Origin of the sequence: Micromonospora sp. II (genome assembly GCF_001709195.1) — a bacterium.
Taxonomy (GTDB): Bacteria; Actinomycetota; Actinomycetes; order Mycobacteriales; family Micromonosporaceae; genus Micromonospora; species Micromonospora chalcea.
Genome location: NZ_LYXF01000050.1, coordinates 1 through 20,916, shown reverse-complemented (window position 1 = coordinate 20,916; position 20,916 = coordinate 1). Strand labels below are relative to the sequence as shown.

At 66.8% G+C, this 20,916-nt stretch carries 24 protein-coding genes; 5 read left to right on the top strand and 19 right to left on the bottom strand.

Annotation, left to right across the window (positions count from 1 at the left end):
* On the bottom strand, positions 1–759 hold a 759-nt coding region (locus tag A8711_RS22940), incomplete at its 3' end, for an AMP-binding protein (RefSeq protein ID WP_141707683.1).
* A gap of 222 nt (positions 760–981) precedes the next feature.
* On the opposite strand from A8711_RS22940, the gene A8711_RS22935 reads away from it, so the two are divergent.
* Positions 982–1,728, top strand: a complete 747-nt coding sequence (locus A8711_RS22935) for an oxidoreductase (RefSeq protein WP_043327263.1) — start codon at positions 982–984, stop codon at positions 1,726–1,728.
* Between the two features lie 11 nt (positions 1,729–1,739).
* Here A8711_RS22935 and A8711_RS22930 read toward each other — a convergent pair whose 3' ends face one another.
* From A8711_RS22930 to A8711_RS22860, 15 genes are all read right to left on the bottom strand, one after another.
* Complete coding sequence (locus A8711_RS22930; RefSeq protein WP_064448445.1) at positions 1,740–2,546, bottom strand: HAD family phosphatase; 807 nt, start codon at positions 2,544–2,546, stop codon at positions 1,740–1,742.
* A gap of 331 nt (positions 2,547–2,877) precedes the next feature.
* Positions 2,878–4,149, bottom strand: coding sequence for a tyrosine-type recombinase/integrase (locus tag A8711_RS31700; protein WP_124778914.1), 1,272 nt, complete (start codon positions 4,147–4,149; stop codon positions 2,878–2,880).
* A complete protein-coding gene (locus tag A8711_RS22920; RefSeq protein ID WP_052166223.1) occupies positions 4,149–4,421 on the bottom strand; it encodes a helix-turn-helix domain-containing protein in 273 nt (90 codons plus the stop codon). Before A8711_RS22920 ends, A8711_RS31700 begins: the two co-directional genes overlap by 1 nt.
* Positions 4,422–4,449: 28 nt before the next feature.
* Entirely contained in the window at positions 4,450–6,237 is a 1,788-nt protein-coding gene (locus tag A8711_RS22915) for a replication initiator (RefSeq protein ID WP_069089290.1), read from the bottom strand.
* Positions 6,237–6,506, bottom strand: coding sequence for a hypothetical protein (locus tag A8711_RS22910; RefSeq protein WP_069089289.1), 270 nt, complete (start codon positions 6,504–6,506; stop codon positions 6,237–6,239). Before A8711_RS22910 ends, A8711_RS22915 begins: the two co-directional genes overlap by 1 nt.
* On the bottom strand, positions 6,503–7,261 hold the full coding sequence (locus A8711_RS22905; protein WP_069089288.1) for a hypothetical protein: 759 nt from the start codon (positions 7,259–7,261) through the stop codon (positions 6,503–6,505). Before A8711_RS22905 ends, A8711_RS22910 begins: the two co-directional genes overlap by 4 nt.
* Positions 7,251–7,544, bottom strand: coding sequence for a hypothetical protein (locus A8711_RS22900; RefSeq protein ID WP_069089287.1), 294 nt, complete (start codon positions 7,542–7,544; stop codon positions 7,251–7,253). Before A8711_RS22900 ends, A8711_RS22905 begins: the two co-directional genes overlap by 11 nt.
* A 70-nt stretch (positions 7,545–7,614) precedes the next feature.
* Positions 7,615–8,019 (bottom strand): RRQRL motif-containing zinc-binding protein, encoded by a 405-nt coding sequence (locus A8711_RS22895; protein WP_069089286.1) that lies wholly within the window; start codon positions 8,017–8,019, stop codon positions 7,615–7,617.
* The gene (locus A8711_RS22890; RefSeq protein WP_069089285.1) at positions 8,016–8,315 is read right to left on the bottom strand and encodes a hypothetical protein; all 300 of its coding nucleotides are present in this window, start codon (positions 8,313–8,315) and stop codon (positions 8,016–8,018) included. Before A8711_RS22890 ends, A8711_RS22895 begins: the two co-directional genes overlap by 4 nt.
* Positions 8,312–8,752: a hypothetical protein gene (locus tag A8711_RS22885; protein WP_069089284.1), complete on the bottom strand. Its 441-nt coding sequence runs from the start codon at positions 8,750–8,752 to the stop codon at positions 8,312–8,314. Before A8711_RS22885 ends, A8711_RS22890 begins: the two co-directional genes overlap by 4 nt.
* A gap of 83 nt (positions 8,753–8,835) precedes the next feature.
* Positions 8,836–9,045, bottom strand: a complete 210-nt coding sequence (locus tag A8711_RS22880; RefSeq protein WP_069089283.1) for a hypothetical protein — start codon at positions 9,043–9,045, stop codon at positions 8,836–8,838.
* Positions 9,042–9,251, bottom strand: coding sequence for a hypothetical protein (locus tag A8711_RS22875; RefSeq protein WP_069089282.1), 210 nt, complete (start codon positions 9,249–9,251; stop codon positions 9,042–9,044). The genes A8711_RS22880 and A8711_RS22875 overlap by 4 nt, the downstream gene beginning before the upstream one ends.
* A complete protein-coding gene (locus A8711_RS22870; RefSeq protein WP_069089281.1) occupies positions 9,248–10,120 on the bottom strand; it encodes an FtsK/SpoIIIE domain-containing protein in 873 nt (290 codons plus the stop codon). Before A8711_RS22870 ends, A8711_RS22875 begins: the two co-directional genes overlap by 4 nt.
* Before the next feature lie 84 nt (positions 10,121–10,204).
* The gene (locus tag A8711_RS22865) at positions 10,205–11,095 is read right to left on the bottom strand and encodes a hypothetical protein (RefSeq protein ID WP_069089291.1); all 891 of its coding nucleotides are present in this window, start codon (positions 11,093–11,095) and stop codon (positions 10,205–10,207) included.
* Positions 11,096–11,392: 297 nt separating this feature from the next.
* Complete coding sequence (locus A8711_RS22860; RefSeq protein ID WP_030274472.1) at positions 11,393–11,710, bottom strand: hypothetical protein; 318 nt, start codon at positions 11,708–11,710, stop codon at positions 11,393–11,395.
* A 321-nt stretch (positions 11,711–12,031) separates the two neighbouring features.
* Here A8711_RS22860 and A8711_RS22855 point away from each other — a divergent pair, with 321 nt between their 5' ends.
* A complete protein-coding gene (locus A8711_RS22855) occupies positions 12,032–13,174 on the top strand; it encodes a hypothetical protein (protein WP_069089280.1) in 1,143 nt (380 codons plus the stop codon).
* Here the strand turns inward: A8711_RS22855 and A8711_RS33220 are convergent.
* Both A8711_RS33220 and A8711_RS22850 read right to left on the bottom strand, forming a co-directional pair.
* The gene (locus A8711_RS33220) at positions 13,161–13,427 is read right to left on the bottom strand and encodes a helix-turn-helix domain-containing protein (RefSeq protein WP_356984611.1); all 267 of its coding nucleotides are present in this window, start codon (positions 13,425–13,427) and stop codon (positions 13,161–13,163) included. The genes A8711_RS22855 and A8711_RS33220 overlap by 14 nt on opposite strands.
* Positions 13,428–13,466: 39 nt before the next feature.
* Positions 13,467–13,802 carry a hypothetical protein gene (locus A8711_RS22850; RefSeq protein WP_069088053.1) on the bottom strand — a complete coding sequence of 112 codons (336 nt, stop codon included), beginning with the start codon at positions 13,800–13,802 and terminating at the stop codon, positions 13,467–13,469.
* Between the two features lie 215 nt (positions 13,803–14,017).
* On the opposite strand from A8711_RS22850, the gene A8711_RS22845 reads away from it, so the two are divergent.
* The 3 genes from A8711_RS22845 (at position 14,018) to A8711_RS22835 (ending at position 19,497) form a co-directional block, all read left to right on the top strand.
* The gene (locus tag A8711_RS22845; protein WP_069088096.1) at positions 14,018–14,593 is read left to right on the top strand and encodes a hypothetical protein; all 576 of its coding nucleotides are present in this window, start codon (positions 14,018–14,020) and stop codon (positions 14,591–14,593) included.
* A gap of 846 nt (positions 14,594–15,439) precedes the next feature.
* Positions 15,440–17,053, top strand: a complete 1,614-nt coding sequence (locus A8711_RS22840) for a site-specific DNA-methyltransferase (RefSeq protein ID WP_069088054.1) — start codon at positions 15,440–15,442, stop codon at positions 17,051–17,053.
* Entirely contained in the window at positions 17,050–19,497 is a 2,448-nt protein-coding gene (locus A8711_RS22835; RefSeq protein ID WP_083297078.1) for a DEAD/DEAH box helicase, read from the top strand. The genes A8711_RS22840 and A8711_RS22835 overlap by 4 nt, the downstream gene beginning before the upstream one ends.
* A 120-nt stretch (positions 19,498–19,617) precedes the next feature.
* On the opposite strand, the gene A8711_RS31695 is transcribed toward A8711_RS22835, so the two are convergent.
* On the bottom strand, positions 19,618–20,916 hold a 1,299-nt coding region (locus A8711_RS31695; RefSeq protein WP_218062397.1), incomplete at its 5' end, for a Fic family protein.

Genomic DNA, 20,916 nt, shown 5'->3' with positions numbered 1-20,916 from the left:
GGCGTCGAACGGCTGCGCCTCGTGCTCCGGCGCCGCCGTCTCCACCGTCTCGTGCCACCAGTGGTCCCTGCCCGACCAGGCGACCTCCTCACCGGTACGCCGCACCACCAGCACGTGCTCCACCGACGGGCACTTCGCCACCGCCTCGTCCACGGTCGGCTTGAGCGCCGACGGCTTGCCCCGCCGGTACCCGCCGTCCGCGGTGATCACCACCTTGGCGCTGGCGTCCTGGATCCGGTTGGTGAGCGCGTCCGCGGAGAAGCCGCCGAACACCACGCTGTGCGTGGCGCCGATCCGGGCGCAGGCGAGCATCGCCACCGCCGCCTCCGGGATCATCGGCATGTAGATCGCCACCCGGTCACCGGCGGTCACGCCCAGCTCCGTCAGCGCGTTCGCCGCCTGGCAGGTGAGCCGGTGCAGGTCGGCGTAGGTGACGGTGCGGGTGTCGCCGGGCTCGCCCTCCCAGTGGATCGCCACCTTGTCGCCGAGGCCCGCCTCGACGTGCCGGTCCAGGCAGTTGTACGCCACGTTCAGCGTGCCCCCGGTGAACCACTTCGCGAACGGGGCGTTCGACCAGTCGAGCACCTGCTCCCACGGCTGGGCCCAGGCCAGCCGGCCGGCCTGACGCGCCCAGAAGGCCAGCCGGTCACCGGCCGCCTCCTCGTACGCCTCGGCGGTCACGTTGGCGTTCGCGGCGAGTTCAGCCGGCGGCGGGAACTGGCGCGTCTCGTTCAGCAAGTTGGCCAATGCCTCGCTCATGCGGTGACTCCTTCGTCGCGTGACCTGCGTCTCCTACTCCGGGGAAGGTTAGTCCCGCCGTACCCCGGTCGCGACCGCCCGGCCCCGCACCGCGCGCCCAGCGGCCCTCCCCTCGCGCCGAGGTGTAAGGAAGGGCCCCTTGTTAACGCCTCCGGTAGAGGAAGGGACCCTTATTAACAACCCCGGGCATGGGGGGAGCCCGGCGGTCGCTAGCGTGACGGGGTGACCACCGATCCGCTCGCCCCGCTGCTCGCGCTCGCCGACGTCGCCCCCGCCGTCGAGCAGGCCCGCGAGCGGGTCGACCTGGCCCACCGGCACCGCGCGCTGCGCCGCCAGGGCGGCCAGGTCGCCGCCGAGGTCAGCCTCCGCTCCGCCGTGGCCAGCGCCGCGCTGGAGGGCCGCGTCCACGACCGCGAGGAGGTACGCGCCGGCACCGTCACCGACCCGGTGATGCAGGGCGCGCTGCGGGTGGCCGGAGCGCTGCCCGGGCTCAGCGACCTCTGGCCCAAGGCGCCCCGGCAGGTGCTGGCCCGGCTGCACGTGCTCGCCGCCCGCGACGTGGTGACCGAGGAGGAGTTGGGCCGGCCGGTCGCCGACCCGGTGGTCGCGGCCCGCCTCGACGGCCTGGCCGCCCTGGTCGCCGGTGGCACCAAGGTGCCGCCGCTGGTGCTGGCCGCCGTCGTACACGGCGAGCTGCTGAACCTGCGCCCGTTCCCCGGCCCGTCCGGGGTGGTGGCCCGCGCCGCCGCCCGGCTGGTGCTGATCTCCACCGGGTTCGACCCCCGCGGGCTGGTCGCTGTCGACGTCGGTCACCGCGAGCGCGAACCGGAGTACGTGGGCGCGGCCGGCGCGTTCGCCACCGGCACGCCCGACGGCCTGCGCTCCTGGCTGCGGCACTACATGACGGCTGTCGAGGTCGGCGCCGACCAGATCACGCTCATCGGCGACGAGATCCTCGCCGCGTCCTGAGGTCGCGGGTGTCAGGCGGTCGGCGCGGCGGTGCGGGTGCGGCGGTGCCGGCCGTACCAGGCGATGCCGATGGCCACGCCGACTCCGACACCGAGCGCCGCGGCCGCGACCGGCACGGCCGGCCGCTCACGCAGGCGGCGGCCCAGCGGAATCGGGTGCCGGAACTCCAGCACCGGCCACGAGTTCTCCACCGCCAGCTTGCGCAGCGCCCGGTCCGGGTTGACCACCGTCGGGTGCCCCACGCACTCCAGCAGCGGCCGATCCGAGTACGAGTCGGAGTACGCGTACGAGTCGCTGAGGTCGTAGTCGCGTTCCAGAGCCAGCTCGCTGACCGCCTCGACCTTGCTCGGACCGGCGGCGTAGAACTCGACCTCACCGCTGTAGCGGCCGTCCACCACACCCATCCGGGTGGCGATCACGTCGGTGATCCCGAGCAGCTCACCGATCGGCCGGACCATCTCGTCACCCGACGCGGAAACCAGCACCACGTCCCGGCCGGCGGCCTGGTGCTCCTCGATGAGGGCGGCCGCCTCGGCGTACACATAGGGGTTGATCAGTTCGTGCAGCGTCTCCGCGACGATCTGGCGGACCTGTTCCACCGGCCAGCCCTTGCAGAGTGTGGCCAGGTAGTCCCGCGTGCGGGCCATGGTTTGCTCGTCGGTGCCGCCCAGCCGGAACATCAACTGCGCGTACGCCGACTTGACCACGTCACGCCGAGTGATCAGCCCGTCCCGGTAGAACGGCCGACCGAATGCCAGTGCGCTTGACTTGGCGATGACGGTCTTGTCGAGATCGAAGAAAGCGGCGCTGCGGCCCACGGCGCGAAAGTCTAGCCCGACGGCGGCGCGGAGGCGTCCGCCCAGGGTCATGGAAGTGGATGAGCACCCGCAGGAGTGACGGCGGTCACATCTGATGTGCAAGAAATTAGCTTTGCGTGGACTGAACACCACTCGACGTATAAGGGTCGGCTGCGGCATGCTTGTCCTCGCGACGGGAGTTCACATTCCCGACGCCGCAGGCCTCGGCGGTTGCACCCCCCGTAACCGCTGAGTCGGTTCGGCTCGACCCCCCCGGAGCCGAACCACAAGACGACCCCCGTCTCCCCCCGACGGGGGTCGTCCCTTTGCGCCGGGAGCACTCCGCCGCAGATCACAGGTCATCTCCGTCGTCGTCGAGCAGGCTCCCCGAGGGCGTTTCTCTGGTCGGAGGCAGCAGAGAGGCAGCAGAGCCGTTGAACGTCTCCAGGACGCGGGCGGCGTAGTCGTCCGGGGTGTGGGTGTAGCGGTTGAGCGTCGTCGACGCCTGTTCGTGGCCCATGACCCGCTGCACCAGGTTGATCGGAACGCCGTCGGTGACCAGCCAGGTGGCGTAGGCGTGCCGCAGATCGTGGAAGCGCATCCCGCCGGAAGCCTTGGCCGCCACGCAGGCGACGGCCTCCCGCTCGGTGGTGAACTCGGCCGACCACTCGATGCCCTCCCGGTCCGGCCAGGTCGCGCGGTACCGGTGGGGGCCGGTGTTGACGGCTTGGCCGAGCAGCCCGGCGCGGACCAGCGACGGCAGCCACACTCGGCGCCGGAAGTTCGAGCGTCGGAGTGGCCGGCCGACCCGGTCACGGAAGACCAGGGCTCGCGGGTCCGGATCGTCGGCGGCGGTGTGCAGCTCGCGGAGCGCGGCCAGGAGGAAGGACGGTAGCGGCACGGTCCGGACCCCGGCGCGACTCTTCGGATACGGGCGCAGCACGATCCCGCCGTGCGTCTCCTCGGCGACCTGGACGACGCGCAGCGATGCCCGGTCGAGGTCCACCGACGACCACGTCAGCCCGGCGCACTCACCCCAGCGAAGACCGGCCCCAGCGGCAGCGGAGACGATCCCCCGATGCCGAGGCGGGACCGCCGGAAGCAGCCGACCGAAGAAGTCCTCCCGACTGATCGTGACCGGTCTGACGTCGCGGGACCGATCACGAGGCAGCTTCACCCCCTCGGCGGGGTTGGTGGCGATCAGCCGTGCCTGTACCGCCGTCTTGAGGATCATCGACAGCAGTTGGTAGCACTTGGCCACGGTGGCGGGCGCGAGATCCCGACCGAGACCGGTCACCCACTCCTGCACCGACATGAAGTCGACCTTTCCGAGCGGCCAGTCACCCCACTTCGGCAGGACGTGCGTGCGGAGCATGGAGACGGTCCGCTCAGTCGTACGCGCCTCGACTGCCCGGGTGGCGAGCCACTGCTGAGCGAAGTCACCGAAACGGGTACGACCGGCGTGCGGGTTCACATAGGTGCCCCGATTGAGGCTTCCCTCGATCTCGGCGAGGAAGGCATTGGCCTCCCGCTTCGTGCGGAAGCTCTTGGACTTCTGCCCACCGGCAGGATCACGCCAGCAGGCGCGGAAGGTGCCGGCCGGAGTCTTGCGGACGAAGCCCATCAGCGCCTCCGGCCATGCTCGGTGCCGGTGGCGGCGGGTTGCTCGGTGACGCCGTCGAGCCAGGCGTGGAACCGGGCACGCGGGATCAGCCAGCGACCCCCGAGGCGGGTCGCCGGGATGGTGCCGTCGCGGACGAGGGCGTAGGTGCTGCCCAGCGAGAGGCCGAGGAGCTTGGCGACCTCGCGGACGGTGTAGGTGACCGGCTCGACGACGACGGTCCCGGTACGAGGGACGAGCCGGACGACCGGGTTGGGGCGGGCGGTGGTGCTCATGACGGGTGACCTCCTCGGTCTGTCTGGGTCAGGCGGCGGCCGGCGCGATACCGGCCGAAGTAGTGGCGAGTTCGTGGGCGAGTTCTTCGCGGCCGGTGGTTCGTCGTTCGCGGGCGAGGGCGGCGGCGGTGTTGGCGAGGAGTGCGTCTCCGGTGGTGTGCCAGCCGACTCCGGCGAAGGTGAGGGTGCCGACGATGAGGGTGGTGTCCTCGCCGACCTGCTCGGCGGGTGGTCCGCTGGCGGCTGGGTGTTCGTGGTCCTGGTGCTCGTGGCGCCGGTAGGCGATGCGGGTGTCGCGTAGGAGCCGGAAGGTCACCGAGTAGCGGCGGGCTTTGGTGAGGAAGTGGCCGCCGTAGCCGAGCATGTGCGCCCATCGGCGCAGCCGGACGTAAGGGTTGGCCGTTGCTGGTTTCGCCGGTTCGGCGTCAAGGGCGGCTTGACGCTGAGCGACGCAAACGGGGCAGGCCGGGTAGCGGGTGTGGGTGCCGCAGTCGGGGCATTCCCAGCGCTGGACGAAGCCGGGCCGTGGCCGGGGTTCCCGGGACCGCTCTGAGAGTGGGGCCGGGGTGTGGACGGGTCGGCCGATGCGCCAGCAGGCGTCGATGAGGCGGGCGGTGTGGTCGCCGTCGGGGTCGGCGTAGTCCCCGATCGTGTCGGCGGTCAGGCGGGTGGAGGTGTGCCCGGTGGCCTCGGTGCTTTTGGTGGCGTACTTGGCAAGGTAGCCCGCGACAATGCCATCGGTGACCTCCCCGGAGCCGTCGGTGGCGATCGGTTCCACGTCGACCTGGTCGCCCCAACGGATCGGCCATCCCTCCGGCCGGTCAGGGTGCGGCGGGGTGTGAAAGGCGATCTGCCGGGCGGCGTGGCGCAGCGCGTCGACGAGGTCGTCCACGGTGAACCCAGGTGGTGGGGGCACGATCGCTTGCGGGTCGGTGGGGTCGACGCCGTCGAGGCGGGCGATGGCGTGGAAGTGCACCGCTCCCCGGGCTTGCAGTTCGGCGACTTTCCCGGGCGACAGCCGCACCGGGGCGACCGTGCGGGTCTTGCCGGAGGCGGTGACCACCTCGACGCGGGGGACGCCGCGGCGTTGGGCGAGTTTGGCGAGCCAGCGTTCGGCGGCTTGTTTGGTGCGGTGCCAGAGTTCGCCGGAGAAGATGTTCCAGACGACCTGGTGATCGTGGTCGTAGCAGTCCAAACAGAGCGGATGCCCGAGCGCGGTGTCGCCGGTTTCGTGGCGGGCCCAGCAGACGGCTGGGCGGCCGTGGGGGCAGAGGCCGGTGTCTCGGCGGGCGTGGCAGGGTTCGGCGCGGCAGTCGCAGCGGCGTCGGTTGCGGCAGGTGTGCCGCTTCACGATCCGGGCGTGGACGGTGCCGAAAGACGGTGCGGTGAACGTCGCGAACACCGCCGGATGCTGCGCGACCGATTCGGGGACGCCTTTGCCGCCGACGAGGCCGGCGCGCAGGAGTTGGAAGGCGTCGCGTTGGTAGGTCTGGGCGCAGGCGGGGCAGACGGTGGCGCGTCGGTTGCCGCAGGCGGTGTAGATGGCGGCGTCGGGCATCGCATCGGTATGCCGGGCGTCCAGGACCCGGCCGGTGGCCTGCTCGACGGTGAGGATCTGACCGGACAGCCGGATGGGGCGGGTGCAGCCGGCGGCGGCGCGGACGTGTTCCAGCCAGCCGTAGTAGTCCGGGCGGGTGGCGCGTTCGAACGCGGCCCCGGCAGCCGTGTAGCCGTAGACGGGCGCGATGGTGTCGGCGTTCGAGCCCACCCCCCGGGCCACGGAGGCGCGGGGGGTGAGGTCCAGCGTCGAGGCCATCAACCGGCCACCCCAGCAGTGGGGTGCAGGTTGGTGATGGTGCGTTCGATGACGATGACCCGGCAGGCGCCGCACTGGCGCTTGGCCGGTTCGTGCCGGCCGCAGCGGATCTGGGTGACGGTGTCGCCGCAGCGGATGGTGACCGGGTTGCGGCAGGGCCCGCCGTCGATGACGTCGATGACGGTCCGGCGGATGTCGTAGGGATGGGGCTCCGGCTCCGCCGGGCAGGTGTGCAGGAACTGCACGACGTCAACGGTGTGGATGCTCATCGGGCACCACCGCCGATGGTGGCCAGGAGTTGTCCGGCGACGGGTGGGGTGACGTCGAGACGGTCGGCCAGCTCGGCCGGAGTGATGGGCTGGCCGGTGGCCTGTTCGTGCTGCACCGCCGCGAAACGCGCCATCGGCAGCAGATGAGTGGGAACGTCGACCGGCTCGGCCGGTACGGCGACGGACTCCGGCGCGACGGCCGGGATGGTGACGGGTTCCGGCTCGGCGGCCGTGGTCGGGGTTGGGGTTGGGGTGATGGCAGCCGGTGGTACCGGCTCGGTGGTGACCTGCTCGGCCACCTGCACCCGAATGGGTTCAGCCGGGCTGACCGGGGCGGTGGTGGGTTGTTCCGGCGTGGGTGCCGGGGCGAGGACGAGCTTCACCAGGGCCATGAACGCCAGAGCCGGAACAGCGGACAGCAGCCACCCTGAGATGCCCGGCTTGGCGACCGCCAACTGAGCCGCGAGGGACAGGCTGGCGGCGGCGATGAGCAGGAACAGCGGGTAACCGATGGGCGCGCCGCTGCGGCGGCGTCGGCGGATGGTCAACAGGCACGCGATCGGGACCAGCTCGGAGATGACGGCGTTGGCCCAGCCGAACCACGCACCCGTCCCGGCAGGAGAGTTGGCGAGGGTCCAGTCTTTGACATGGGTGAAGGAAGCGGCCCCGGCGAACCCGGCGACCGCGATGAGGATGAGCACCAGGACCAGGCCCTCGATACGGGGGCCGGTGGTGGTGTGGCGGTCAGTGGTCATGAGTCACCTGCCCGGTGGTGACGGCGCGTTGTTCGGCGGCGAGTCCGGCGAGGCCGACGCGGATGCCGTTGCAGGTGGGGCAGTGCTGGTCGGGTCCGGCGGTGCACTGGGTGAGGTGGGCGTCGTGGATGATGCGCAGGCTTTCGGCGTAGTAGCCGGACAGAAACCGTTCGAAGGACAGTTCGCCTCGGGCGGCGAAGTCGCGGGCGATGGCGGTGACGACGTAGTCGTCCGGGGTCATCCGCTCCTGGGCGGCGAAGTTGACGGCGGTGGTGGTGGTCATCGGACGCCTCCCATGTAGGCCAGGGCGATGCCGATGAGCAGGACGACGGCGAAGGTGATCAGGACAGCCATCAGTGGCCTCCGTGGCAGTCGAGGCAGCAGCCGTAGCGGCGGGGGATGTAGTAGGGCTTGATCTGGCCGCAGTCGCGGCAGGTGCGCCGGGCGAGCAGGGCCTTGGCAATCGCCTCCCGCTGGGCGGGGGTGGCGACACGCTTCGGTTTGGCCCAGTCGAGGCGGTAGAGGTAGGCGACCCGGCGGTTGGTGCGGTGTCGCCAGAGGATCTGGGCGACGGGGTCGTGTCCGCCGGGGCGAAGTCCTGCGGCGCGCAACTGTCGGCGGGTGGCCAGGCCCGCAGGCGCGGTGTGGAAGGGGAAGGTGGGGAACCCGTAGCGGGTGCCGGTCGGGTCGTAGAACTCGACCCGGATGCCGGTGCGGTCGGCGAGCTGCTCCAGCTCGGTAGAACGCAGGTCGGTCATGACTGGCCTCCCCAGCGCTGCTGGGCGGCCTGGCGGGAGATTCCGAGGCGGGAGCCGATTTCGGCCCAGGAGTAGCCGAAGGCCCGCAGTCCGATCACGGCTTCACCGATGGCGTCGTCGAGGTCGGCGGAGAGGGCGACGAGGTCGCGGAGGGCTTCGACGTCGCCGTCAGCGACGCGGCGGCCGTGGGCGCGGATGATGCGCCGGGCGAAGGCGGCGAAGGCGTCGTTCTCGACGACGTCCCGGCGACGCTGCCGGGGCAGATGCGGTGTCAAGGACTTCTTGACGGTGTTCATCGAGGCTCGCCTCCGTCGGTGTGGAGGCGGTTCCACTCGTCAGCGGCGTTCTCAAGGGCGGTGATGACCTGCTCGGCGGTGCGGCCGGGCTCGTCGTTCCAGGAGTAGGGGGAGATGTGCTCGTCGAGCAGGTGACCGTCTTCGTCGATGTGAAAGACCGGCGCGAAGTCGTCGAGGTAGTCGACGAACGCGGCGATGGCGGCGAGGTAGGTGATTCGCTCGTCGGTGTCGAGGTCGTACCAGTGGTGCACCGGGTGTCCGGTGCAGGCCATGCCGATGGCTCCGACGGCGCAGGCCGGCGGGGTGGGGGTGTCGGTGGTGTGGGGGTAGTAGGTGCCCTGGTGCCAGCCGTGCCGGCGGAGGTAGAGGGCAGCCATCCGCAGCAGGTCAGCGGGTGTGACCGATGCTGCGGTGGTGGGGTTGTGGGTAGCCTTCATGGCAGCCACGTCCTTTCGGGGCTGTTGGTGGAGGTCGGCGGAGCCGGTCTGCTTTCCAGGGCTTGAGCCGGTTCCGTCGACTGCTATCGGGTGCGGAGCCGCAGGTAGCGGCGTTGGCGGGTGTCGTCGCCGCCCATCGGGTGGGGTGGGCCGAGGTAGACGAGTCGGCCGCTGGCCGAGGCGACCTGAACCATCGAGGCGATCTCCGCCGGTTGGGCGACGATCCAGATCTCGACGTATCGGGCGGCGCGCTGCTGGTTGGCCTTGGCGTAGGCCTGTTCGCGCGTGGTCATGAGGTGACCTCCCAGCCGGGGTCGGTGTAGAAGACGGCGTTGTCGGGGATGGGGTGGAAGGCGTCGGAGCCGCCCTGGCTGATGTGTCCGTCGCGCTTGCCGCAGACGGTGCAGCGCAGGTACTGCCACAGGTGGCCAGTGGCCTTGTCGGTCTCGGTGTCGACGACCTCGATGAAGTCGGCGCAGTCGTGAGCGGGCGTGGTCATGCCGCCACCTCGTAATCCGCCCGGGTCAGGTCCGGGATGAGGGTCGGTAACGGGCGGGGTCGGCGGATCCAGGCGGCGTAGTCGGCGATGCCGGCGATCTGGGTGTCGGTGAGGTAGGCGACCTTGATGCGTTTGGGGGTGCCGCCTTCGGCGATGAGGTAGGCGGCGCCCTGGTTGGTGGGGGCGATGTCGGTGGCGGTGTAGCCCTGCTCGGCCCAGCCGTGCCCGAGCACGATGTTGGAGGTGTTCGGTGTGGTGCAGCGGAACGCGGCGCGGTAGCCGAACAGGTCCCGCAGCGAGGTGGGGATGATGTCGAAGCTGGGCCGCTGAGTCGCGGCAACCACCGGGATACCGGCGGCACGGCCCCGGGCGACCAGGTCGCGCAGGAGAGCCACGAACTCTTCCTGCTCCTGCTTGGAGCCGACTGTCGCGCTGTAGTAGGCGATCTCGTCGACGAGGACGGTGATGACGGACAGGCCGTCGGTGGCGGTGACCTTGCGGCGGCCGTGGGCGCGCAGCCAGGCGTAGCGGTTGTTCATCACCAGTTGCAGGCGGCGGAGGATGTCGAGGGCGGCGGTGATGTCGGGGCCGATGAACGCGTCGGCGCAGTCCTCCCACTGGCCGAGTTCGACGAGCTTGCCGTCCAGCAGCACGAGCCGGGAGTCCACGGAGAGGGCAGCGTGGGCGGCGATGGTGTTGAGCAGGCCGCTCTTGCCTCCGCCGGGTTCGCCTCCGGCGAGCAGGTTGCGGTAGGCGAGGGTGATGTAGACGGGGTGACCGAACTCGTCGATGCCGACGAAGATGGGGTCGAACATCGACAGGCCAGGCCCCACCGGAACCCCGGAGGTCGGGGCGGGTGTGGTGGTCATGAGGTGCCCTCCTTGGGCGTTGGTGGGCGCGGAGAGCCACACGAACGAACCCCGTAGGGCTCTCCGCGACCGGTTGGGTGAAGGTCAGATCCAGTCGGAGACGTCGTCGACGTCACTGGCGGTGGAAGCCGCGGGCTTGCTGCCATTGGCCGAGGGGGTGGCCGGCTTCTTGCCGGTCGGCTTGCCCTGGGTGGGCAGGGTGACCGTGGGCATGTCGACGTCGGGCAGGTCCAGGGCGGTAGGCACGGTGGCCGGGATCCGCTCGGTCGCCGGAACGGTGTCGTCGATGACGTCGACCAGCGGGGAACCGACCTGGGCGGTCAGCACCTCGCGGCGCTTGATGTCGAACCGCAGGTAGGCGGCGTTACGGTCGGAGGCCCGCTCGACCAGCGCGGTCGAGGCGTGACAGGCCACCGCGATGCGGTCGAGGCGGCCTTCCAGGTCGGCCAGGGACAGGCCGGGGCGCAGGTAGACCCAGACCCGTTCACCGACGGGCGTGGGCTTGGCCCAGAGGATGAGCGGCAGGCTGCCGGACTGGTTGGCGATGATGAACTGCGCGAAGCACACGCGCAGCCGATGCCTGACGATCAGGCACCAGGTCCAGGCCACCAGGAACCGGCGGGACACCGGCACAGCGGCGGGGACGCCGACGACCAGGGCGACCACGATGAGCGTGACCAGGGTCGAGGTGTGGTTGACCAGCTGCACCCAGCAGACGCCGAGAAGCGTGGTGATCCCGATTTCGGGAGTCCACCACCACAGCAGCCGCAGAACCGGCCAGATCCGCACGAGCAGCCATGCCAGGCCGCCGAGGGGAACCCCGATCAGCGCGCCGACGAAGACGGCGAGGATGGGGTGGATGGAGGAAGYGGCCACCACGGCCGACAGAAGGCCGACGATGACCGCCGTGAGGATGAACGCCAGGCGAGCATTCCTGGCCGATGACAGGTGGACCTTGGCCTCGATCACGGTGATGGTGCCGCTGGACTTCCGTCCGAAGGAGCGGCGAGGGCTAGACTTGGACACGACGAATCCCTCCCAATCGCGAGTTGGGTCGGATGAGTTGGAGGGCACGGGGTCGGCAGGTTTGGACGCCGGTACCGACCCCGCGCCATTTCTCACGGGATGTGACCACCGGTCGTGGTCACCAGGCCGAGAACGTTGGACGCCGGAGCCGTCCTCGGACTGCTTGTTCACTTGGCTCGATCAGCGGACCTCAGGCCGCTGGAGGTCAGACACCACCAGGCTTCACACAGCACGCTGTGCGAAGGACTACTTGGCCGCCGAACCAGCCTTCGGCTTCAGCGAGATCGCACGGAACGCGACGCCGTTGCGCCCGTTGGTCGCCCACGGAATGGCCTCCAACTGCTCGACCTCGATGAGCTGCCCCACCATCACACCCGGCTTCTCTCCCGCCGTCGTGATGCTGATGACCTCACCGCCGGTCTCGTCGAGCACGATGACCTGGGTCGCCCACATGAGCCGGCCCGTTCCCTTCTCCGACCGCTGGTTGCCGTTCTGGTCGTTCTTCGGCTCCGGGTCCTTCGACACCGTCACCTGCTTGCCCTTGGTGTCCACGTACAGCTTCACAACAGACCTCCTGTGTCTAGGCGCATCCCCTGTTGGATGACTGCCCTGCCGTCAAAGTACCAACTCAGTTGGTACTCCGCCAGACTCTTGCCGGAATCGTTTCGGCGTTTCGCTGGCACACACAACGATCTCTTTCGCTGCGATAAAACGACAGGTGTCACTCTGGTGACAGGTCTAAGTCCCCTCGCCATGCCCCCGCGATGGGGCGATACTGGCCGTATGGCTGACGTAGCTGCTGACCTCGACCGCCCCGTCTGGGCTACCAGGCTCAGGGCTGAACGCACTGCCCGAGGATGGTCACAGGGAGAAGCCGTCCGAGCGATGCGGGTGCACGCCACCGAACAGCTTCCGACCGATAGCACCCTGCTGCGGAATTGGAAGCGGTGGGAGGCGGGAAGTTCCGAGCCTGACGCCTTCTACAAGGCCCTGATCGCGAAGACCTTCGGCACCGTCACCGCCGCCTTCTTCCCACCCCCGACGCCTCATGAGGCTGACGCGGCACTGATCGCAGGCACCGGCATGGAGACAGTCGAGATTCTCGCTCGCCTGCGCAGCTCCGACGTCTCGGCAGCGACGCTCGAAGCGCTCCGAATCACCGCTGACCGCCTCTGCTGCGAGTACCCCTACATGGCGTCGGAACAGCTACGGGTGGAGGGGCGGGCTTGGCTCCGCCGAATCACCGCCCTGATGGATCGTCGGCTGACTCTTGCCCAGCACCAGGAGGTGTTGAGCCTCGCAGGATGGGTCGCGCTTCTCGTTGGCTGCGTGGAGTACGACATGGGGCTACGCCGCATTGCCGAAGGCACCCGCAAGGCTGCCTTGACGCTGGGCGACGAAGCCGGGAACGCCGCCATCTCTGGCTGGGCGTACGAGATGCGAGCGTGGTACGCGCTCACTCAGGGCGATTATCGAGGCGTGATCGCAGCCGCCGAGGCTGGCGAAGCAGTAGCAGCGCACGACGGAGCGGCGGTCCAGTTGACGGCGCAGCGCGCTAAGGCTTGGGCACGGCTCGGCGACAGGCGGCAGGTCGAAACGGCGCTGGACAAGGGCCGATCATTGCTGGAGTCGCTGCCGTACCCGGAGGACACCGACCATCACTTCGTGGTGGACCCGGCGAAGTTCGACTTCTACGCGATGGACTGCTACCGCATCGCCGGTGAGGACCGTCTCGCGGAGATGTACGCCCGTGAGGTCATCCGTTCGTCTACAGACCCGGACGGGACCGAGCGCAAGCCCATGCGCAACGCTGAAGCCCGGATCACGCTCGGCGTCGTGGCGGCGCGCAGCGGGGATCTCGACCAGGCGGTGTCGTACGGGCGCCGGGCCTTGAATGGAGATCGCAAGTCCTTGCCGTCGCTGCTGATGTGCTCCAAGGAACTGGCGACCCTGCTCCGGGAGCGGTACCCGAAGGAGCCGGAGGCGGTCTCCTACCTCGATGAGGTCCGCGCACTCACCGCGAGCTGACTCCACCCGCGCTTTCACCCGAACCACCTCGGCTCGGCCGGCCACCGACACCGGGACGAGGCCGGTTCTCGTGCCAGGACACGACTCGGCTCGGGCGCCACATGTGGGTACGGCCGACCGTCGCGTCAGGTTCCGGCATCTGGCCCCGCTTCCGGTAGTTCGTCACGGTCGCCACCTTGACGCCAAGGTAGGCAGCTACGTCGGAGGTCGTCCACCACTCCGCGGTTGTGTCCGGGCCAGTCCCCACGGCCATCATTCTGGCATCAAGCGGCCCAGGGATGAGAAGTAGCGGCTAGCTGCGACTAGCCCAGCGGTAGCCGTCCCATACCAACTGAGGCTGGGACGCCTTATTCCCAGCAACAACCAGCATGATTGCGCCACCACCGACCGACACCGCGAAGACCGCGAGACCGAGGAAGCTGCGTACGGCCGACTGATTGCGGCAGTCCTGCATCAGCGCGGCCGTTAGTGAGTCTTCGGCCCCCGCTGTGTCCGGTGCCACGAGCCGCACTATGGGCGGCCCGCAACTTACCGACGTACCCAAGACGCTTACGCTCGCCGGCAGCAGACACAAGACGATTCCGGCGATGATGCCAAAGATCATCGTCAGTGCACCGGCAACCTTCACGAGGGCACGCTAACAGCGGGTCGCCCGAACCAGATCAGCCTCTCGGTGGAGCAGCGCGCACAAACGAGGGAGCGCGGGGAATCTCCCGGCCCAGCGGTGGCCGACCGGCTGCCGGCGATGTCGAGTTTCAGGACCTCCGTGACACATCAGTCTCGGGACGTGGGTGACACGTCCGGCTAGACGACCTCGGAACTTCGGTGGGTGAGACTGGGGTCGTGCAGGAACGAGATTCATGGTGGACGTCGCTGTCCTCGCAGGTGCGCGATCGGATCGACGAGCAACTTCGCCAGCGGCGGCTGATACATGCCGTCATGCTGTTGCGCTCTGACGGCGGCCTTGATCCTCGGCCGGGTCTGTACGAAGCCCAGGGCATGATGACTGAGCGCTTGGCACGGCTCCGCGCAGAGGGCTTGGTTGAACCTGAAGAGCCGCCGGTCGAGGTGCCGCAGCTGGTCCAAGCGGCCACGGCGATTACGGATCCGGTCGTTGCCGTGGAAGCTCTGTGGGATGGAGACACCCAAGGCTGGTTTGTGAGACTGTACGCGATCGTGCGACGGCCAAGCCACCACCACCCCCGCTTCGACGAGCAGCCGCTGGCCGGGTTTCGCCACGGCAGCGATCTCCGCTTGTTTAGAGGTGAGGTTCCGCCATGGCCGGAAGCCGCGGAAGCTATCGAGAAAGGCCAGGCGATAGCAGACAGCGTCGGCGTGCCGTTCTACTTCGCCAGCCCCGACGCCCCCTATGACGGGCTGCCGCGCTGGTGGGATTCGCAGGCTGATCCACAGATCTAGCCAGAGGCAGCGCAGGCAGGTCCGCGCTGGCGTTGAGCTGCCCGACCGAGCTGGCTACGGCGAAACACTGCTCTCCGAAGTCACCCCACCAGTGCTGAGCGGAGTGTCACGCAGGTCCTGATACCGATGTGTCACGCAGGTCCCGAGACCGGACACCGGCTGCCGGCGATGTGGTTCAAAGTTTCTGTACGTCTTCAAGGCGGCCCTGAACGGGCCGCACGCGCCGCCGTCTGGGCGCGCGCCGGCCGCTGCCGCTGTCGCTCTGCGGCCGTCACGCAGGATGCCCGGCGGCTGGCGCGGAGAGCGGGAAGCCCGGAGGGCCGCCGCCGAACGACAGCAGCGTTGACCATGGTGTGGTGGGCCGGCAGCCGGCAGGGCCGCGCGGCCACGAGCCCGCGCGGCGTAGGGGAGCGCACGCCGGCCGCGTCGGCGAGGTGGCGGCGGTCGCGGGGTTGCGGTTAGGGCGCCTCCGGCGGGGGCGCTCCGGCTCCAGGATGGCCGGGACTCCGTCGGCGGGTCACGGTCCGTGGGTGGTTGCGGTAGGCCATCCCGCCTGCCATCGACCCGGGCAAGCCGAGCAGACCACCGCCCGACCCGCCAGCGTCCGTACGAGCCGTCAAGGTCCGCTTGACGTGGCGGGACGGGGCGGCGGCCCGCTCCCCAAGAGGGCGGGTCGACGGCATACGGGATGGCAGGGCGAGTGGTGTCGGTGGCACGCGCTAGCTTGTTGCGGGAGGTAGACCGGATAGCCTGGCGCGCAGGTCTTGGCCACCTAGAGACGCTCACCGCACCAACTCAAGCTGCGCTGGAATCCGGCCAGCTCGTTTGTCACAGAAGGAGCTACCCATGCCGCCGGTTGGCCGGTTGACGTTGTCATGGATCGGCAAGGACCAGGCGTTGTTGGGCACGCCCGAGGGTGCCTACAAGTGGGTGGAACGGGACGATCCGCGCATCACCGAGGTCCGTTTGTTGCGACAGACGGAGGGCGTCGGAGACGTTGGCAAGGTGCCGGAGGCGGACAACCTGCTAATCATCGGGGATTCATACGCCGCCCTCAGGGCACTCGCGCACATGCCCGAATACGCGTCCGAATACAAAGGGAAGGTGCGGCAGGTCTACATCGACCCGCCGTTCAACACCGGCCAGGCCTTTGCCCAATACGACGACGCGCTCGAGCATTCAGTGTGGCTCACGATGATACGAGACCGCTTGCGAGCAATCCATGAACTGATGACTCCTGACGGAACGGTATGGGTGCACCTGGACAGCACAGAGGTCCACCGGTGCCGATGCCTGATGGATGACGAGTTCGGCGCGGCGAACTACCTCGGAACCGTGGTGTGGCAACGCACGACGGCCAAGAGCCTGGCTCGACGGACCATGGGCACAATGCACGAGGAAATTCTTGTCTACGGCGCGTCAGAGGCGGCGGAGTTGTATCCGCTATACCGCTCACTGGACCCCGTCTATGAGGCGAGTCGGTTCTCCCAGTCGGACGAGCGGGGAGCGTACGACACAGGGGACCTTACCGCTGGTAGCCACCGCCCGCACCTAGACAGTGGCCAGCCATGGCGGGGTTTCGATCCAGGCACACGGCGGCGTTGCTGGGCTGTTCCGAGCAACCTCCTACAGGAGATCGGATACACGCAGCACCAAATCAGCCAACTGACGATGCGAGAGAAGCTGGACGCTCTCGACGAGGCAGGCTACATTCACTGGCCCACGAAGAAGGACGGCTTTCCTCGCTACAAGAAGTACCTCCACCGGGCCAAGGGCATTGCAGTCGGTGACCTCTGGACAGATATCAACGTCATCAACTCACAGGCCGCCGAGCGGACGGGATTCTCAACCCAGAAGCCGGAAGCGCTAGTCCAACGCGTATTCGAAATGGGATCAAGGCCAGGCGACATCGTGTTGGACTGCTTCGCCGGTTCAGGTACGACAGCAGCCGTCGCCCATAAGATGAATCGCCGATGGGTAACGGTCGAGCGGGAACAAGCTACCGTTGACAATTTCATCCGGCCGCGGCTCGATCAAGTTATTAGTGGCGAGGATCGAGGCGGAATCAGCGATGCGGTGAACTGGTCGAAGGGAGGAGGTTACCGTGTGGTCACCGTGTCTGACTCTGCATACGAGGTTATTGACGGCCGAGCACTCTTAGCCGAATGGGTCGTGGGTGACGACTTCGCCCAGTTCGTACGGACGCAACTGGGTTTCTCGCCGGATGAGGATTACCCTTTCTGTGGGCGAAAAGGAAAGATGCGCCTAGCTGTACTTGGCGGCGTTGCTGATGTATCCGAAATCAGGGCGCTCGTGTCGCGCCTCGAATCTACGGAGCGCCTTGCCGTTGTAGCCAAAGCATCAACTGCCGAGGCCGAGGCGCTCCTGGCAGAACTCAGTCCTGGATCGCGCCTTATGAAGGCGCCACGTGATCTGCTGAAGCGGAGAGTCATTAGATGACTTGGCTGACCTACGATCCATCGCTTATTGAGGAAATATCCTCTCGTATGGATCTCCGGGCCCCGAATCGAGCGGCCGTACATAAGATCATCGAAAGAATCTCGGTAGATGATTTCACCGAGGTGGTTTGTGATCTCGCAACGGGGGTTGGCAAGACATACATTACAGCGGCACTAATCGAATACTTGGTCGTCCAGGGGATTCGCAACGTCCTAGTCGTTACGCCTGGCAAGACCATCCAGGACAAGACGATTGCGAATTTCAGCCCAGGTAACTCCAAGTACATTGCAGGAGGCAACGCCAGTCCTTTACTGGTTACGGCCGATAATTTCGCGCGCGGGCAGGTGGGTGACGCCTTGCATGAGCGCGACGTCCCGAAGCTTTTCGTTTTCAACGTGCAGCAACTTATTAGACCGACGCTGAATATGTCGCGTAAGGTTCGCACGTTGGACGAGTTCATTGGAAGCGACCTCTACAGCCACCTCCAAGCTGCAGGCGATCTAGTTATCATTGCTGACGAACATCATGTCTACCGCAATCAGGCGGAAAAGTTTTCAGCGGCAGTGCGTGACCTTCGGCCTCGTGCACTGGTAGGCCTTACGGCAACGCCGGATCCCGCCGACGAGCGCAAGGTGATCTACCGATACACCCTCGCGGAAGCAATCGCGGATGGGCTGGTAAAGATTCCTGTAATCGTTTATCGGCAAGACGGGCACAAAGACCTCCAGACGCAATTGGCTGACGCGTGCCACCTGCTTCGTATCAAGGCGGCTGCGTACAAGACTTGGGCGGCGGGCGTCCAGGAGCGCCCAGTGCACCCGGTGCTCTTCGTCGTATGTCAAACGGTGGAAGACGCAACGGATGTAGCCAACCGCCTAGCCTCGGAAGAGATGATTGGCTCATCGGATGCAGTCCTGCTGATCACTTCGCAGTCTTCGGATGAGGCGCTCGCAGCTCTGGCCGGCGTCGAGGAGCCCGACTCACCCGTTCGTGCCGTCGTGAGCGTAGATAAGCTAAAAGAGGGCTGGGACGTTAAGAATATCGGAGTCATCGTGGCGCTCCGAAAGCTTGCATCCCAATCACTCACCGAACAGATCCTCGGCCGTGGTCTCCGTCTTCCCTACGGCAGGCGGGTGGGAGTACCAATGCTGGACCAGGTGGATTTGGTCGCGCACGACTCCTATAAGAGGCTCTTGGACCAAAAAGATGCACTCGTGCAGAGGATTATGCCCCTCAGGGATTCGACGGAGGCCGGACAGCCGCCAAGCTCACATGTCGTGGCGAAGCCCGCAACACAAGTCTCCGCTGAGGTGACGGAGCACGGCTCCCAGGGAACCCTACGATTCATTACGCCAGCTCGCGTCGTTGATGGCGAATCGGTGGATGGTGCTGCCGCCCTCATCCTCCAAGAGTTTGGCGTAGCCGCTGTCGAGGGAGAGCGTGACACGGTCTACCGAGTTCTCCAACGTAAGCCCGGCGCGCCACAGATCACTTTCCCCAGGCGCGAGCAGGAGWTCCTTCCGGTTCATTTCTCGCTCTCGCTAGTTTCGGACGCTGAGGCGCGAGCAGCCGGCGCGGCTTTCGCTGTCGAGATTGAAATCCCACTCGTTAGGGAAGCTCTCAACGCGCATCGCACCATAGATGGTTCGATCAGCGTGCGACGGGAGGCCCAGGAATCCACGAGCGCAACGCAGCAGTGGCTGCCGCTCAGCCAAGTACAGAGCGACCTTGAATCACGTGTTCTCGGCTTGGGCCTGGTGCCTGAGGAAATCTCCGAGTGGAACGCCACAAAGCGAGTGGTCTCGGCCTTTCTCTCTGGCGCCGGCGCCGACGCCAGCTCTGGCTCAGCCGACGAGGTGGCGTGGGGTGCCGAGCGAGCCCACCAAGCGACCCAGGGCCTCTCCGCTCTAATACAGCAGAAGTACAACACTCGGAAGCTCCAGCCCCGATACGTCTTCCGAACGGTAACGCTTCCGGCAGAACCGCGTCCCATGCCGACCGATGTCATTGATCGCTACGAGCCCTTCGAGCGTGGCAGATGGTATTCGGGCTGGACGAAATCGGTCCTGCCTGTCGCGGCTTTCGACGCGAAAACCACTGAATTTAGGCTGGCGAACATCATGGATGCGAGCCCCAAAATTAATTGGTGGTTGCGTCTTCGCCTCGATGACGACGCCTACGTCGAGCTGGACACTGGTGGGCGGTACTATCCCGACTTTGTTGCTATCGACGTCGATGGGACTCATTGGCTGATCGAGGGCAAGGCCGACAAGGATGTGCAGCGAGTTGACGTGCAGGCCAAGAAGGCGGCGGCCGAGGAATGGGCACGCTTTGTTAACGACGATGGCCGCTTTGGCAGTTGGAGATACCTGTTCTGCTCCGAAACCGCCATCAAGAACTCGCGTGGCGGCTGGGATGCGTTACTTGTAGCAGCCAACGCCTAGGGTGCCAGGGCCCAGGGCCCAGGGCCAGGGTCGGGATGTTGTAGTGCCATCCCGGCCCAGGCCGCGGCTTGAGGCCGGCCGCCGGCTTTGATCAGTCACGGCAACTTGGGCCAGTGCCGCCTAGTCGCTTATGTTGTCCCTAGAATATAACGAACTAGCAAGCTTCTCGGCCGCAGCATCGATCGTGTAGTCGCCTACTTCGTAACCCTGCCTGAGTCGAGCTGGCTTCTTCTCGAGCGGACGGAGAAGCAGTTCGTTCGGGATGCTGTCGTCGTAAAAGACCGGCGTGTAAGGGTGCTCAGAGTACGGATCGCTTGTTCTCCTCGAGACAAAAATCGACGGGTACTGGACTCCTGGTCCAGTAATGTCAATAAGCTCTTGGCTTTTGTAGCCGTACCAAAGTAGCCACTTTGGCCGCCCAGCACCATCGAGTACCTTTAGGTACCAGGAATTGCCGTCGGCGTCCCGTTGTGTGAGAAGGGCGAAGGATGACAGGTCAGGGTACCCCTGAACCTCCGCCCGGTATCCCCGCTTGGCGAGCTCCGTCTGCATCGCCGATGCAAACGTCTGCGGCAACCGGGACCATAGGGCGAACTTGTCTTGGAGGGACGTAAGGAGCCGGTCTTGGACCACCGCGCGGACGTATCCCGGTGATGCCATCGTTTTGACGGTGCGTCTTAGCACCGAAACGAAGAGGCTGTAGAGCGGCAAGATGTCCCCGTCATCGCTTGCCGCAAGGGCGTCGTAGTATTGACCTCGATCCGATCCCGACCGAATGAGGAGCGGCGGAAAATCATTCTGTATGAGCGCGAAATTGGCAAGGATCCGCGCGATCCTGCCATTCCCATCCTTAAACGGGTGGATGTGCGTTAGCCAGGCATGGACGACGGTTGCTTCGAGTGCAGGATCTACGGCTGACTCCTGCCACCAGCCGTTAAGTTCACCCATCGCGCGGGGTACATCCCAAGGCTCCACCGTCTTGTGGCTTACCCCGCCGATCGAGTTGCTCTCCGTCTTATAAGCGCCGCCATGGTCCTCAGTTGCGCACACAAGGCCGTGCAGGGCGCGGATCTCAAACTCGCGAAGTCGTTGTTTGGACTCCGCCCACTCGTCAGCTAGTTTGTGTGCCCGATACAGTCCGAGCGCCTCGTAAACGCGTGAATCTCCGCGCAGAACCGCCATGAATGAGCCGATGGGCGCGTTAAGTAGCTCCCGCTGGGCGTTGACAAGCTCACGAACCTGCCGAGATGACCAGTCGTACCCCTCAATTCTGTTGCTTTCCGCTACTATGTCGCTTCGCAAAGCAGTTAAATAGGGTTCGAGGATCTCGGCTGCATCTCGCCTGATGCGCTGTTGGGTGACAAGAGCGCGCTGCCGGATGTCCTCGGCTCTACGCAGGACCTTTGCCATGCGGACCTC